14 protein-coding genes and 1 pseudogene are annotated in these 14,026 nt (G+C 62.5%); 3 read left to right on the top strand and 12 right to left on the bottom strand.

Annotated elements, in window-relative coordinates; genetic code table 11:
• A pseudogene (locus EOA32_RS04100) lies at window positions 1-229 on the bottom strand (5-aminolevulinate synthase); the annotation flags it as partial.
• A gap of 205 nt (window positions 230-434) precedes the next feature.
• Here EOA32_RS04100 and EOA32_RS39620 point away from each other — a divergent pair.
• Complete coding sequence (locus EOA32_RS39620) at window positions 435-647, top strand: hypothetical protein (protein WP_127239738.1); 213 nt, start codon at window positions 435-437, stop codon at window positions 645-647.
• Between the two features lie 76 nt (window positions 648-723).
• On the opposite strand, the gene fixJ is transcribed toward EOA32_RS39620, so the two are convergent.
• Window positions 724-1,335: a response regulator FixJ gene (gene fixJ / locus EOA32_RS04090; RefSeq protein WP_128370959.1), complete on the bottom strand. Its 612-nt coding sequence runs from the start codon at window positions 1,333-1,335 to the stop codon at window positions 724-726.
• On the bottom strand, window positions 1,325-2,839 hold the full coding sequence (locus EOA32_RS04085) for a PAS domain S-box protein (protein ID WP_128370965.1): 1,515 nt from the start codon (window positions 2,837-2,839) through the stop codon (window positions 1,325-1,327). The genes fixJ and EOA32_RS04085 overlap by 11 nt, the downstream gene beginning before the upstream one ends.
• Before the next feature lie 767 nt (window positions 2,840-3,606).
• Here EOA32_RS04085 and EOA32_RS40755 point away from each other — a divergent pair.
• On the top strand, window positions 3,607-3,885 hold the full coding sequence (locus tag EOA32_RS40755; RefSeq protein WP_348632187.1) for a universal stress protein: 279 nt from the start codon (window positions 3,607-3,609) through the stop codon (window positions 3,883-3,885).
• Window positions 3,886-4,037: 152 nt separating this feature from the next.
• Window positions 4,038-4,577 carry a hypothetical protein gene (locus EOA32_RS04075; protein WP_245499153.1) on the top strand — a complete coding sequence of 180 codons (540 nt, stop codon included), beginning with the start codon at window positions 4,038-4,040 and terminating at the stop codon, window positions 4,575-4,577.
• A 45-nt stretch (window positions 4,578-4,622) separates the two neighbouring features.
• Here the strand turns inward: EOA32_RS04075 and EOA32_RS04070 are convergent, their stop codons facing one another.
• From EOA32_RS04070 to ccoN, 9 genes are all read right to left on the bottom strand, one after another.
• A complete protein-coding gene (locus tag EOA32_RS04070; RefSeq protein WP_128370957.1) occupies window positions 4,623-5,321 on the bottom strand; it encodes a CBS domain-containing protein in 699 nt (232 codons plus the stop codon).
• Between the two features lie 62 nt (window positions 5,322-5,383).
• The gene (gene ccoS, locus EOA32_RS04065; RefSeq protein WP_128370956.1) at window positions 5,384-5,554 is read right to left on the bottom strand and encodes a cbb3-type cytochrome oxidase assembly protein CcoS; all 171 of its coding nucleotides are present in this window, start codon (window positions 5,552-5,554) and stop codon (window positions 5,384-5,386) included.
• Window positions 5,554-7,842, bottom strand: coding sequence for a cation-translocating P-type ATPase (locus tag EOA32_RS04060; RefSeq protein WP_128370955.1), 2,289 nt, complete (start codon window positions 7,840-7,842; stop codon window positions 5,554-5,556). The genes ccoS and EOA32_RS04060 overlap by 1 nt, the downstream gene beginning before the upstream one ends.
• Window positions 7,839-8,354, bottom strand: a complete 516-nt coding sequence (locus tag EOA32_RS04055) for a FixH family protein (protein WP_128370954.1) — start codon at window positions 8,352-8,354, stop codon at window positions 7,839-7,841. Before EOA32_RS04055 ends, EOA32_RS04060 begins: the two co-directional genes overlap by 4 nt.
• Window positions 8,351-9,916: a cytochrome c oxidase accessory protein CcoG gene (gene ccoG, locus EOA32_RS04050; protein ID WP_128370953.1), complete on the bottom strand. Its 1,566-nt coding sequence runs from the start codon at window positions 9,914-9,916 to the stop codon at window positions 8,351-8,353. The genes EOA32_RS04055 and ccoG overlap by 4 nt, the downstream gene beginning before the upstream one ends.
• A 167-nt stretch (window positions 9,917-10,083) precedes the next feature.
• Window positions 10,084-10,947, bottom strand: a complete 864-nt coding sequence (gene ccoP / locus EOA32_RS04045) for a cytochrome-c oxidase, cbb3-type subunit III (protein WP_127239745.1) — start codon at window positions 10,945-10,947, stop codon at window positions 10,084-10,086.
• A 2-nt stretch (window positions 10,948-10,949) separates the two neighbouring features.
• A complete protein-coding gene (locus tag EOA32_RS04040) occupies window positions 10,950-11,099 on the bottom strand; it encodes a cbb3-type cytochrome c oxidase subunit 3 (RefSeq protein ID WP_128370952.1) in 150 nt (49 codons plus the stop codon).
• A gap of 12 nt (window positions 11,100-11,111) precedes the next feature.
• Window positions 11,112-11,843 (bottom strand): cytochrome-c oxidase, cbb3-type subunit II, encoded by a 732-nt coding sequence (gene ccoO, locus EOA32_RS04035; protein ID WP_127239747.1) that lies wholly within the window; start codon window positions 11,841-11,843, stop codon window positions 11,112-11,114.
• A 10-nt stretch (window positions 11,844-11,853) separates the two neighbouring features.
• The gene (gene ccoN, locus EOA32_RS04030; protein WP_128370951.1) at window positions 11,854-13,464 is read right to left on the bottom strand and encodes a cytochrome-c oxidase, cbb3-type subunit I; all 1,611 of its coding nucleotides are present in this window, start codon (window positions 13,462-13,464) and stop codon (window positions 11,854-11,856) included.
• Window positions 13,465-14,026: the final 562 nt, after the last annotated feature.

Below are 14,026 nucleotides of genomic sequence, written 5' to 3'. Positions count from 1 at the left end.
AGCCCATCCGGCCCGCCGCGTTCTGGAAGGCGGCGATGACGTCCGGATTCTGGCCCATGCCGAGATAGTCGTTGGAGCACCAGACGGTGATTTCCTGGGCGCGACCGTTGGAGCGCCAGATGGCGCGTGGAAACTTGCCCATGATGCGCTCGAGGTCGGCGAAAACGCGGTAGCGCCGCTCGGCGTGGAGCTGGTCGATCGCGTCTTCGAAGAACCGCTGGTAGTTCATGTGTAAGTTTCCTGTTCAGGAGGCGCGCCGTGGGTGCGACGGTTCGATCCGCTGGACCCAAACTACGAACGAGGAAAGGGCGCCGCTTTGAGCTGTGTCAAATTGCAGGGCGCCTGGTCGTGAGATGCGCAGATTCTAGGCGTAGGCCGCGCCAAAACTGATCCAAATCAAAGCGCCGGGCCACCTTTCGGCCCACGCTGACCGGATGTGGAATCCAATCGCAAGCGCTCCGTTTGGCCGCAGCCTCGAACTAGCCGTTCTGGACGAGGAGGGCCTACACGCGCTTGTATTTCCGTGCGAAAAAGGGCGCGAGGGATGGCGGCATGCCGTTACCGGCATCCGGGTCGATATCCGGCCGACACATTGGCGCGCCTGGCATCTGGAAAGAGGCCAAGAGGATTGTCAGAACCCCTCGTAGAGCAATTCCGAAGGTATGGAACGGTTTTCAGTTCGGCTTTCCGCAACCAAAGTGCTTGCCTTCGCGCAACGCCTTTTCAGCCCTTGGGATCGGCGATCAAAGCCATACGCACCAGATGCGAAAGACTGCCGGCGCCCATCTTGCTCATGAGGTTCGCGCGATGGATTTCGACCGTGCGCGGACTGATCCCAAGATCGTAGGCTATCGTCTTATTCGGCAAACCCGAAACGAGACCGTCCAGCACCTGACGTTCCCGATCCGAGAGCGTGGACAGATTTTTCCGAATGTCGGCGGCTTGCGGGTGTGACGCCACCCCGCGGTTACGGTTATCGACCGCCGAGCGAATTGCGCCGATCAGCACCTGGTCGTCGAATGGCTTCTCGATGAAATCGGCCGCTCCTTCCTTCATCGCTTGTACTGCCAGCGCCACGTCCGCGTGCCCGGTCATGACGATGACCGGCACGGCATGGCCGCGAGCCTTCAACTGCCGCAGGAATTCTATGCCGTCGATGCCCGGCATGCGCACGTCGGTGACGATGCAGCCGTCGACCTCCTTCGGGTCTGTTGCCAGGAATGCTGTTGCCGATTCATAGAGGCGCACCGCAAAGTCGGCTGTCGCAAGAAGGAAGCCCAGAGACTTGCGGACGTCGACGTCATCATCGACCACATGCACGACATCACTGGCCATTGGCGACCTCTTCCCTTTCCACGGCGCGCAAAGTGAACCGAAATGCGGTCCCACCGCCGGCTGCCGACTCTGCCCAGATATGACCACCATGGGACTCAACGATAGTACGGCAAATGGACAGGCCGACGCCCATGCCCTGCTTCTTGGTGGTGACGAAAGGCTGGAAGAGCTGAGCTGAGACCTCAGGGGGCAAGCCCGGACCAGTGTCGATAACGCTAACTTCCGTCATGCCGTCGTGCCGCGCTAAGGTGACGATACGCAGCTCGCGGCGCGGCTGCCCCTGCATGGCTTCCACGGCATTTCTCATCAGATTCAGCAGCACCTGCTGGATTTGGATACGGTCGGTCAAAACAAGCTCGGCCCCCGGATCGAGATCGTAAGTGACGCGCACGTCCGCCTCTCTCGCACCAACCAAAGCCAGCGACGAGGCATCCTCGATCAGCGCCGGCAGACGTTCGACCTGACGCTCGCTTTCGCCCCTAGCGACAAAATCCCTGAGACGACGGATGACATCCCCGGCGCGCAAGGCCTGCTCGGCGGCCTTTTCGACAGCATCCTCCAACATGACGGCATTGTCGTCTTTGCTCTTTTCGAGCAGGCGGCGGCTGCCTTTGAGATAGTTCGTGATCGCCGTCAGCGGCTGGTTTATCTCGTGCGCCAGTGTCGAAGCCATTTCCCCGAGTGCGGTGAACCGCGCCATATGAAGCAGTTCCTGCTGCTGCTCCTGAATCCTCGCTTCGGCTCTGTGGCGTTCCGTCAGGTCGCGGCAGAAACCGGTGAAGAAGCGACCCGTTCCGGGGTGCATTTCGCCCACGGAGAGCTCCATGGGAAAGGTCGATCCGTCCTTGCGCATCCCGGTCACCGTACGGCCCAGCCCGATGATGCGGCGCTCTCCCGTCATCAGGTAACGCTGCATATACCCGTCATGCTCCTCCCGGTAAGGCGGGGGCATCAGCAACTTGACGTTTTGACCGATGACTTCGCTGGCCTTGTAGCCGAACAACGTCTCGGCCGCCGTACTGAAAGATTGGATCAGGGCGCTTTCGTCGATGACGATCATTGCATCGGGCACCGTCGCCAGGATCGAACGCAGGTGATCCTCGCGTAATTGCAGTGAAGCGTTGGCAAACGACAGGTCGCTGACATCCGTGCCCTGTACGAAGATAGCGCTGATGCGGCCATCCCTGGCTCTAATGGGTTGATTGACGAAGTCCAGGATGCGTTCTTCCGCCATACCCGTCTCGGCGTTGCGTAGGACGATTTTGGCATTGCGGCCCACATAAGGCTCGCCGGTTTCGCTGACACGATCGAGCAATTCGAAGAAGCCCTGGCCCTCGAGCTCCGGCAACGCCTCGCGCACCGGCTTGCCGATAACTTGCCGCTGACCGATCAGTCGCTGGTAAGCCGCATTGGTCAACTGGAAAACGTGCCCAGGCTCGCTGAGCAAGGTCATGAAACCTGGAGCCTGATCGAACATCAGCGCAAGAAGCTCATGTTCCGGCATATTGTCGTGTTGCAGTCGACTGCCTGCCAGCTGGGCCGCTTTTGCCACAGTTTCGGGCGAAGCTTGCCCCTTCTTGCTCACAAGCGAACTCCGGATCGGGGAAGAGCAATGATGGATGATGTAGCACTCATCCGCCTGCTCGCCAAACAGGCTGCTTTGAGCATTTGATCGGTATCAAGGCGCGGTTCGTTCGCAGTATGCAAATGACGATGTATTCCGCTTCCAGGCGAGGTGCCCGAATGGCCTACAAAACGATGGTCGTCAACCTAGCCGTTGATGCAACCCGGCGGCGATCCTCAATCTGGCAACAGAGCTCGCGCAGCGCTTCGATGCTCACCTGATCGGCCTCGCTGCCGCCGACTTCCGCCGTTGGTCGCAACGGGGGAAGGCATGGTCCACGAAGGCAAGGTGATGCAGATCCAGCGCCTCGAGATCGACAAACGTCTCGCCGAATTGCGCGAGCTATTCGAGAAGCTTGTCCCGCCCTCGGTCAGCAGCGAATGGAGACAACACGTATGCGGCCCGACGCGCGCTCTGGGCTTGGCAGCTCGTTCAGCCGATCTCATCGTAACAGCGGATGGCGGGGAGAATGTCTACCGGGAGGTTGATATCGCGAGCGTTGTGCTCGGCGCAGGCCGGCCTGTACTGGTCACTGCGGCCAATGCCGAGCATTTTTTGAGCAAGACTGCCCTTGTCGCCTGGAAGGACAGCCGGGAAGCACGTAGGCCCTGTCTGATGCCTTGCCCCTCCTGGCTAAAGCAAACGAGGTGGTCGTCGCCACCATGGAATCCGGCTTCGGAGAGGATGTTCGAAACAGCCTCGCCGACATCGTTGTTTTCTTGGAGCAGCACGGCATCACCGCACGAAGCGAGGTGATCATAGGCGACACGGACGGCGGCAAGCTCGTGACTTTTGCGCTCTCGATCCATGCCGACCTGATCGTTTCAGGGGCCTATGGTCACAGCCGACTGAGGGAATGGGCTTTTGGCGGTGTCACGCGCTCGCTGATCGACGAGAGCGGCATCAGCCGCCTCCTGTCGAACTGACGGATGGCCATCGGGCAAAGTCTTGAACAGCACCAACATGGCACTCACCCGGCGGAGATTGATGATCCAGCAAGGGTCTGACGAGAGTCGCCGCAAGCGAGACCTCCGCGATCAATTGGTCGGCATCCACGGGACGAAACAGCTTGAACAGTGTGCATTTTCTTGAAGCATTTCTGCTTTTTGCCGCGCCAGGGCCGACCAATGCTCTCTTGATGGCGGGAGCGATCAAGCGAGAGAAAGCGATCGCCCTGTTGATCGCCCAGGCATGCGGGTACGGGATCGCATCCGCCTGCTGGTTTTCGCTTCGTCCTTTGGTGTCGCCCGGCGCCGTCCTGATAATCAAGCTGGTTGCAGCCGGATGGCTGGTTGTTCTTGGCCTGCGTCTGATGCCTGGCGTTGGCGCCAACACATCCAAAAAGGCCGACGCCATTACAGTTTTCGCGACAAGTGCCATCAATCCGAAGGGATTCATCTATTGCCTGGCAATGGTGCCGGCGGACGCCAAGCCCCAGGCGCTGGGTGTGTACTGGGTCGTGCTGCTGGCGACCACGGCTGTCACGGGAACCTTTTGGATCCTGCTTGGCAGCAGGTTCAGCGGGGGCCGAACCACGGTTGACTGGGTTGCTGGCGCAGCGCTGATAGCATTCGCCGTCTTGCTTCTCGGACCACTGATCCCGTTGGCGGCCACCTAGCCCCGGCAGAACCGGAACCGCGGTGTGGCTCCGGCAGGCGTCGTTCTAGGACACAAGCACCACCGAAAACGGTTCCGCACAGAACAGGCTGTCCTTGACCGCCTTCACGCCGGCGACGTTTTCGGCCGCCACGACCGCCGCCTTGCGCTGGCGCTCGTCAAAGATCGCGCCATTCAATTCGACAGCCCCGTTGTCCACCGTCACGCCGATCAAGTCGCCACCACACCAGGATTGGCTCTGCAACTCAGCGACGACGCTCCTGCGGATCAACTCGTCATCGGCGGTCGTCGCGCCCGATTTCGGCAGGACACGAGCCAAAGCGCGCAAGAGGTCCGATCGCGTGATGATGCCGAGAATCTCGCCAGCTTCGACGATCGGAACGTTCTTGATGGCGTGGCGGGTCATCAGTTCAACGATTTCGGCGAGCGAGGCACCAGGGGACGCCGAGACGACATCCGTTGTCATCACCTCGTCGACCCGCCGCCCGTTGGCGCGAACATATTCGTCTGCGATCTTGCCGGGGCCCAGGAGGAACTGCAGCCAGCGTGCGCGCGCGCGCTGGGTGCCAAGCTCCGCTCGACGCAGGAAGTCGCCTTCGCTGACCATGCCAGCCAGCGTTCCATCAGCGCCGACGACCGGCAGACAGCTGATCTTCTTAGACAGCATCAGTTCCACTGCGCCGGCGACGGGGGTTGCCGGGTCAATCGTGATCACCGGGGTTATCATTATGGCACTGGCCTGCATGTAAGCCTCCATCGTTTCTCGCATGTTTAGAGGCTTCTAGGCGGGCCGCGCTTTGATCTGCCTCATTTTCGGCGCGCGATTTCGTTCTCGCTGTCGTCCGGGTCGATCAGGATCCGCTCGGCAGCCCCATCAAGGTCCTCGTATTGTCCGCTGCGTAGCGCCCACAGGAAGCCCGACAGGCCGAGCGCTCCCAGGAACAGGGCCACGGGAATGAGATAGACAAGCGTGGTCATCAACGGGCCGCTTCAACGATGACGGTGCGGTGCTGACGACGCTCACGTTGCTGGGGAGCGGCCCCCGTCGCGGCTCCTCTCAGCCGCATCGCGTTCGCGATCACGATCAGTGAGGACGCTGACATTGCGATGGCTGCGATCAGCGGCGTCACATAACCCAAGATGGCGATCGGCACGGCAAAGGCATTGTAGACGATCGCGATTGCGATGTTTTGGCGGATGAGCCGGCCTGCCTTGCGCGACAGGTCCAAGGCAAGCGGCACCGCCAGCAGGCTTTCGCGCAGGAAGACGAAGTCGGCCGCCTTGCGGCCGACGTCGGCCGCGTTGGCAGGCGCCATGGACACATGCGCCGCCCCAAGCGCGGGCGTGTCGTTGAGTCCGTCGCCGACCATCAAAACCTTGTGGCCGGCGCGGGCCAGCGTCTCGATCCGCTCGACCTTGCCCGAAGGAAGCAGCGCCGGCACGAAGCTGTCGATGCCCAGTGACCTGGCAACCTCGCCGCACGCTCTCTTCGTATCGCCGGAAAGCATTTCGACGGACACGCCGGCGCGCTTCATGCTTCCGACAGCCGCATTGGCATCGGACCGCGGCGCGTCCTCGAAGGCAAAGCACGCGACGATCGTGCCGTTCCTTGACAGAACGGTTCCGCCATGGCCGCCGAGCTTGCCTTCACCTCCGGCCCGGGCCTTCCATCCGGCCCAGCCACGCCGCCCAAGGCGCCAGATGTCGCCGCCGGCTTCGGCCTCGATGCCAAAGCCGGGTTCTTCCCGCACCGAGACAAGCCTAGGCCGGCCCGAAACGCCGGCATGGATCGCCAGGGCCCTTGAGAACGGATGACGCGAATGCGCGGCCATGCTTGCCGCCATCGCCAGCATGGTTGGATCGATCGATGACGCATTGGTGAGACGGGGCCGGCCCAGGGTCAGTGTTCCGGTCTTGTCGAAGACAGCCGCATCGACTGCGGCCAGGCGCTCCATGGCGGAGCCGTCCTTGACCATGATCCCAGCCTCGAACAGGCGCCGGGCCGCCATGACCTGCACGATCGGCACCGCGAGACCGAGGGCGCACGGGCAGGTGATGATGAGCACGGCGATGGCGATCGTCATGGCCCGGTGCCAATCGCCGGACGCCACCATCCAACCAAGGAAGGTCGCGAAAGCCGCGATATGGACCACCGGCGCGTAGAGCGCCGATACGCGATCAGCGATGCGCCGGTAGCGCGCGCGCCCGCCTTCCGCGGCTTCCATCAGCCGAACCATTTCCGCCAGGAAGGAATCCTTCGCGGCCGCGGTCGCCTGCATCGTCAGCGGACCGGTGAGGTTGAGCGTTCCGGCCTGGACATGGGTCGCGGCGCTGACGGATTTCGGCGTGCTTTCGCCGGAGACGAGCGAGCAATCAAGATCGGAATTGCCGCTGATGATGTCGCCGTCGACAGGAATCCGCTCCCCGGCCGAGATCAGCAGGCGCATCCCCGGCGTCAGCTCGGCAACGGGCACGTATTCGCGCGTGCCGTCATCGCGCAGCACCACCGATCCCCGCGCTGCAAGTCGCGAAAGGCCATTGACGGCCGTTCGAGCCCGCTCGCGCATCACATGATCCAACGTGCGGCCGATCAACAAGAAGAAGAGCAGCGAGACCGAGGCATCGAAATAGGCGTGATCGCCGTGGTTGATGGTCTCGTAGAGGCTCATCGCATATGCCAGCGATACGCCCACCGCTATCGGGACATCCATGTTCATGCGGCCGTGACGCAAAGCGTTCGCGGCGGAGCGGAAGTAGATGCCGCCGGCGAAGAAGAGGGCAGGCATGGCGATCAGCGCCGACAGCCAGTGGAACAGGTCCCGCGTCGGGCCCTCGGCGCCAGACCAGACCGAAACGGACAAAAGCATTATGTTTCCAGCGGCGAAACCGGCGACTGCGACGGCCCGGATCAGTTCCGAGAGGGCCTTGTCCTTCTCGTGCGTCTCGGGGTCGAAAAGATGTGCCTGATAGCCGAGCCGGCCAAGCACGGCAAAGAAAGGTGGGACCCTGCCGCCCTGCCAGCGAACCGTTACGCGTTTCGTCGACAGGTTGACGCGCGCGGAGTCGACGTTCTCGATCTTTGCAAGGGCGGCTTCAATCGTCTGGATGCAGGCCCCGCAGTGAACGGTCGGCACCGACAGTTCGGTCTGGTGAATGTCGCCGCCGAGGTTGCGGCTGGCAAGCCTGATCTCGTCACTCGAGGGCGAAGCAGACGCCGCATCGGCGATATCCAACGCCATTGCGGCACCCGGTGCGCAGCAGCTCATTGCAGGGCTCCTTTCGAGATCATGAGGCGACGAACATCGCGAAACGGCAATGTCAGCCCGGCGTCGGCATCGATCTCGACGATCCAGACGCCGTCCCTCGGTGTGTGCCGGGCGGCAAATTCCCCCGTTTTCGAAGGAACGCCGCCCGTGGCCGCGGCGAGCGTCAAAGCCTCGTCCTCGGTCTCGTAGGTCGGATGCCGGAACAAGACCTTGACGCCGTGAAGCGGCACCGGATTTCCCTGTGTATCGGCAAGGCTGTAGCGGACCTCGCCGGGGGCGATGGTCAACTTGCCTTTCCAGCCGAGCGCGGCTTGCGCGCGTCCTTCCCTGACCCGCTCGTTGAACTGCTGGCTGGCAACATAGGTGTTCTCGACGACCAGACCCGTCCAACTCCGGCGGGCGAGAGTTGCCATGGTCAGGTTCACGCCGATGACGACCGCAAAAAAGGCGAGGATGGAGGCCAGCATGTGCCTGCCGGTGAACTCGCGCGGCTTTCGTGTATCGGTGCTCATTTGCGGTTCTCGGGTGCGTTGAAACTGGCGGTGTACTGGGCGGATTCGGAACTCGCCTTGTCCGCGATCCGGAATTCGAAGCTCTGCACGGGCGCTTTGATCAGCTCGGTTGGTTGGCGGACGAAGACCTTGAGGACATTCAACCTGTCGGGCTCGACCGCGACGGCAAATGTGCGGCTCGAGGGCTGGTCGATGCCGACGATGCTCATTTCGCCGCCGTCCAGCCCTTGCAACGTAACCTCGATCGTTCTCGGCTCGGGGATCATGTTGAGCAGCTTGACGGTGTAGCCGTTGCGGATCGAGCCGTCCGAAAGCGTCACGAACTGAGGATTGCGGTCATGAAGGACATTCAGCTCCAGCCGCTCGCGGGTCAGCAGCGAATAGACGAGGACAAGCCCGATCGCCGACCAGGCGCCCAGATAGATGTAGGTGCGCAGGCGGAAGATCTTGCTCAGGTGGAAATGCGCCAATCCGTCGGCGAAGCTGCCGCTCGGCGTTCTCACCAGCGCCGGATTGACCGGACTGGTGCCGCCGGCGGTCGCCACCGCCATGTTGGCGTTGTAGTCCGCCAGCGTCGCGTAGGAGATCAAGCCGCGTTCGCGGCCGAGCTTGTCCATGACACCGTCGCAAGCGTCGATGCAGAGCGCGCAGGTGATGCATTCCAGTTGCTGGCCGTCGCGGATATCGATGCCCATCGGGCAGACGGCGACGCAGGCGTTGCAGTCGACGCAATCGCCGACCAGCTGTCCGGCGGCCAGTGCCTTCTTCGCGTGACGTGAGCGCGGTTCGCCGCGCCAGTCGTTATAGGTCACGGTCAACGAGTTCTCGTCGAGCATGGCGGCCTGTATGCGCGGCCACGGGCACATGTAGGTGCAAACCTGCTCGCGCATCAGCCCGCCGAACACATAGGTGGTGCCTGTCAGAACGGCGATCGTGACATAGGCGACGGGCGCCGCCGTGCCGGTCACGACTTCCATGAGCAATGTCGGCGCATCGGCGAAGTAGAAGATCCAAGCGCCGCCGGTGGCCATCCCTATGGCCAGCCAGATGACGTGCTTGATGGAACGCAGGAACAGCTTGCGCGCCGTCCAGGGAGCGGCGTCCAGTTTCATGCGGGCATTGCGGTCGCCTTCGATCGCGCGCTCGACCACGAGGAACAGGTCGACCCAGACGGTCTGCGGGCAGGCGTAGCCGCACCAGGCTCGCCCGACCGTGGACGTGACCAGGAACAGGCCGACGCCTGCCATCATGAGGAGGCCGGCGACGTAGTAGAATTCCTGCGGCCAGATCTCGATGAAGAAGAAGTAGAAGCGGCGGTTCGCCAGATCGACAAGCACAGCCTGATCAGGAGCGAAGGAGCCGCGATCCCAGCGCAGCCACGGCGTCAGGTAATAGATGCCGAGCGTGATCGCCATCACCAGCCACTTGAACTGGCGGAAACGGCCCGAGGCGCGCTTCGGAAAGATCTTCTTGCGCGCGGCGTAGAGAGGCTGGCGCGACTTCGCGGAATTCACCGCTTCGGCCTCGAGCCGTTCTACCTGCGTCTGGGCGAGCACATGCATCTCCAACGGCGGCAAAGTACGGAGCCGCTCTCATCGGGCAGTCTTGCCGGAGGTCTCATCGCAGCGCGTTGACCCAGGTCAAAAACCGCCGATGGAACAGGTCGAGGCCCGGCTCGGGCCGGGCCTCGTCGCTTGCACGGCCGAGGGCCGAGAATAGGCCCCGCTTCCTATTCTCCGCCGCCAAGCGAATGAACATAGACCGCCAGTTCCTTGACCGTCGTCTCGCCGAGGCGCCCGCCCCAGGCAGGCATCACCCCGTTATGCGGCGTGCGGACCTGCGCCGCGATCGCCGCCTCGCTGGACCCATAAAGCCAGATGGCGTCGGTAAGGTCGGGCGCTCCAAGCTCCCGGTTGCCCTTTGCATTCTCGCCATGGCACGCGGCGCAATTGTCGGCGAAGACCTTGGCGCCGGGGCCGACCAGGTTCTTGTCCTGGACAGGGCCCGAGAGGCTGGCGACATAAGCGCTGACCTCAGCGATCTGGTCAGGCTTCAGCACATCGGCGAAGGCGGTCATCTCCGACTGGCGAGTATCGGCATCGGTGGCGAAGCGAATGCCGTGCGTGATCGTCTGCTGGATCTGGTCGGTCTTTCCACCCCATAGCCAATCGTCGTCGTTGAGGTTCGGAAACCCTGTCGACCCTTGCGCGCCGGAGCCGTGGCATTGCACGCAGTTGACCCTGAACGCAGCGCCGCCCGCGGCGACGGCGAACTCGCGCAACGCGTTATCGGCGGCGATCTCGGAGACGCTCTTGGCCTGGATCGCCGCGACATACTGAGCCTTGGCCGTCTCGGCGGCGGCCATCTCGTTCTTGACGTCGTTGCGGCTGGAGAAGCCCAGAACGCCTTGGGTGGCAGAGCTGATCATCGGCCACGCCGGATAGGCGATCGTGTAGGCGAGCGCCCACGCGATGGTGATGTAGAAGGTGATCACCCACCAGCGCGGCAGCGGATTGTTGAGTTCCCTGATCCCGTCCCATTCGTGACCGGTCGTCGCGATGCCCGAGATTTCGTCGATATGCTCGCTGCTCATGATCAGCCGTCCTTGAGTGGAATCTGTGCGGCCTGGTCGGCGTGCGCCTTGCCGCCGGGGCGGAGCGCGAAGGCAACGCAGCCGACGAAGAACAGCGCCATGGCGAGCAGGCTCCAGCTGTCGGCAAACTCCCGCATCAAATTGTAGTCCATCGGTCACTCTCCTCAGCGATAGCCGGCGGCTTCGTCATAGGTCTTGAAGTCGACCAGCGTGCCGAGCATTTGCAGATATGCGACGAGCGCATCCATCTCGGTAACCTGCTGCGGATTGCCGTCGAAGTCGCCGATCTTGGCCTTGGGATAGCGCGCTTCCAGGCCCGACGTATCGGCGCTGGGATCGGCCTGCGCCATCAGGTCCGCATTGGAGTTGGCAATCATGTCGTCGGTATAGGGAACGCCGACGCGCCGGTTCGCGACCAGATGCGTGGAGAAATCCTTCACGTCGATCGGCGTGTCCTTCAGGAAGGCATAGCCGGGCATGATCGATTCCGGCACCACCGAGCGGGGGTCGGCAAGGTGCTGGACGTGCCAGCTGTTGGAGTAGCGGTCGCCGACGCGGGCAAGGTCCGGTCCGGTGCGCTTGGAACCCCATTGGAACGGGTGGTCGTACATCGACTCGGCGGCTAGGCTGTAGTGGCCGTAGCGCTCGACCTCGTCCCTGAACGGCCGGATCATCTGGCTGTGGCAGAGGTAGCAGCCTTCGCGGACATAGATGTCGCGTCCCGCAAGCTCTAGCGGCGAGTAAGGCCGCATGCCTTCGACCTTCTCGATCGTGTTATCGAGGTAGAAGAGCGGCGCGATCTCGACGATGCCCCCAATGGTCACGACCAACAGGGACCCGACGAGAAGAAGCGTGGCGTTCCTCTCGATGAGCGCGTGTTTGTCCATCAAGCCCATGTCTGGCTCCTTATTCGGCAGGCTGGAGGGCGGGCGTGGATCCCGGCTGGGATTGTTCCTCGCGCTGGTAGCCTAGAATGGTCATGGTGATGTTCCATGCCATGATCAGCATGCCGGCAAGGTAGAGAGCGCCGCCCGCGGCGCGCATGACGTAGTAGGGGTGCATGGCCGCGACCGTCTCAGCGAAGGAATAGACCAGGAAACCCTGCTCGTCGTACTCGCGCCACATCAGGCCCTGCATGATGCCGGAGACCCACATGACCGCGGCGTAGACGACGATTCCGAGCGTCGCCAGCCAGAGGTGCCAGGTGACGAGCCGCAGCGAATAGAGCCGCTGACGGTTCCACAGCTTCGGCACCATGTAGTAGATGGCGCCGAACGAGATCAGCCCGACCCAGCCAAGCGCGCCCGAATGGACGTGGCCGATTGTCCAGTCCGTATAGTGGGACAGCGAGTTGACGGCCTTGATCGACATCATCGGGCCTTCGAAGGTCGACATGCCGTAGAAAGCGATGGCCGCGACCATCATGCGCACGATCGGATCGGTGCGGATCTTGTCCCAGGCGCCTGACAGGGTCATGAGGCCGTTGATCATGCCGCCCCAGGACGGCATCCACAGCATGATTGAAAACACCATGCCGAGCGTCTGAGCCCAGTCGGGCAGGGCGGTGTAGTGAAGGTGATGGGGGCCCGCCCAGATGTAGAGGAAGATCAGGGCCCAGAAGTGGATGATCGAGAGGCGGTAGGAGTAGACCGGCCGGTTCACCTGCTTCGGCACGAAATAGTACATCATGCCGAGAAAGCCGGCGGTGAGGAAGAAGCCGACGGCGTTGTGGCCGTACCACCATTGCGTGAGCGCGTCCTGGACGCCGGAGAAAGCCGAATAGCTCTTCGATCCGACGAACGAGGCCGGCATCGACAGGTTGTTGACGACGTGCAGCATCGCGATGGTGATGATGAAGGACAGGTAGAACCAGTTCGCGACGTAGATGTGCGGTTCCTTGCGCTTCAGGATGGTGCCGAGGAAGAGCAGCAGATAGGCGACCCAGACGATGGTCAGCCAGATGTCGACATACCATTCGGGCTCGGCGTATTCGCGGCTCTCGGTGATGCCGAGCAGATAGCCGGTCGCGGCCATGACGATGAAGAGCTGGTAACCCCAGAAGACGAACCAGGCCAGATTGCCGCCGAACAGGCGGGCGCGGCAGGTGCGTTGCACCACGTAGAGGGAGGTGCACAGAAGCGCGTTGCCGCCGAAGGCAAAGACGACACCAGAGGTGTGCAGCGGGCGCAGACGGCCGAAATTGAACCATGGCGCGACATTCAGGTCGGGATAAGCGAGTTGCAGCGCGATAATCACGCCGACCAGCATCCCGACACCCCCCCAGAATATGGTTGCGATGGCGCCGTAGCGGACCGGACCGTCCATATACGCGCCGGGGTCAACGGGGATCGCCGGCTTGAAGTCCGTCGTGCGCAACAGGATCGTGGTGAAGCCAGCCAAGACGAAGAACAAGACCCACATATGCTGGCGAAAGGGTTCGTCCACGCCGAAGCCGGCGGCCACAAGCGCCGCAAAAGCAAAGAGGCTTAGAAGAACGATCTCCGTGCCAAATCTCATCGCAAGTCCCCGATCTCGAATTCCGGCGGATGCCGACGGCCGCATGAGTTCCTCAATCGGGGACTGTCGGCCTTGATCTAGGTCAAAGCCCTGTCGTTTCGGTTTGGGCAGCCTCGATGCCAGTTCGGTCAGCAGGCGGTCGTTGGGCAGGAAAAGGCACGCCGGCACGGCGCCGTGGCAAGACTGCGGCCATCTGTCCCAAGCCGCTGGGTTCGGCGATGAAGCAGTGCCCGGCGCCATGATGAGACGGGCACATCGGGAAAGCTGCGGCTCTGCGATACGCTCGAGCAATTGGCCGACGCCCTGCCGCATGTCGATCGCCTGCAATGCCTTGGCGTGGCCAACAGCATCGTTCCGCTGCTACGCGCCATTCACCGCTATGAGGGAACGGTCGTCTTCCCGGCCTATGAGGCGGCTCTCAGAGTCCAATCTTGCCTCCATCAGCCGGTCGGGCGGAGCACCTCGAGCACGAATGCTAAGCGGACGAGTTGACCGAGGATCGAGAATGCGAAAGCGGTCGGCTTCATGCTGCGCGGCTTCTTCGAAAGCATGCGGCGCCATA

Source organism: Mesorhizobium sp. M1A.F.Ca.ET.072.01.1.1 (genome assembly GCF_004023325.1).
Classification (GTDB): Bacteria; Pseudomonadota; Alphaproteobacteria; order Rhizobiales; family Rhizobiaceae; genus Mesorhizobium.
The sequence above is the reverse complement of the archived record's forward strand: the minus strand, read 5'-3'. Positions and strand labels throughout refer to the sequence as shown.

Coding starts and splice junctions, on each gene's coding strand:
- EOA32_RS39620 (WP_127239738.1), top strand. CDS start 435: ATGTGGAATCCAATCGCAAGCGCTCCGTTTGGCCGCAGCCTCGAACTA.
- fixJ (WP_128370959.1), bottom strand. CDS start 1,335: ATGGCCAGTGATGTCGTGCATGTGGTCGATGATGACGTCGACGTCCGC.
- EOA32_RS04085 (WP_128370965.1), bottom strand. CDS start 2,839: ATGCCGGAACATGAGCTTCTTGCGCTGATGTTCGATCAGGCTCCAGGT.
- EOA32_RS04070 (WP_128370957.1), bottom strand. CDS start 5,321: ATGCAGGCCAGTGCCATAATGATAACCCCGGTGATCACGATTGACCCG.
- ccoS (WP_128370956.1), bottom strand. CDS start 5,554: ATGACCACGCTTGTCTATCTCATTCCCGTGGCCCTGTTCCTGGGAGCG.
- EOA32_RS04060 (WP_128370955.1), bottom strand. CDS start 7,842: ATGAGCTGCTGCGCACCGGGTGCCGCAATGGCGTTGGATATCGCCGAT.
- EOA32_RS04055 (WP_128370954.1), bottom strand. CDS start 8,354: ATGAGCACCGATACACGAAAGCCGCGCGAGTTCACCGGCAGGCACATG.
- ccoG (WP_128370953.1), bottom strand. CDS start 9,916: ATGCATGTGCTCGCCCAGACGCAGGTAGAACGGCTCGAGGCCGAAGCG.
- ccoP (WP_127239745.1), bottom strand. CDS start 10,947: ATGAGCAGCGAGCATATCGACGAAATCTCGGGCATCGCGACGACCGGT.
- EOA32_RS04040 (WP_128370952.1), bottom strand. CDS start 11,099: ATGGACTACAATTTGATGCGGGAGTTTGCCGACAGCTGGAGCCTGCTC.
- ccoO (WP_127239747.1), bottom strand. CDS start 11,843: ATGGGCTTGATGGACAAACACGCGCTCATCGAGAGGAACGCCACGCTT.
- ccoN (WP_128370951.1), bottom strand. CDS start 13,464: ATGAGATTTGGCACGGAGATCGTTCTTCTAAGCCTCTTTGCTTTTGCG.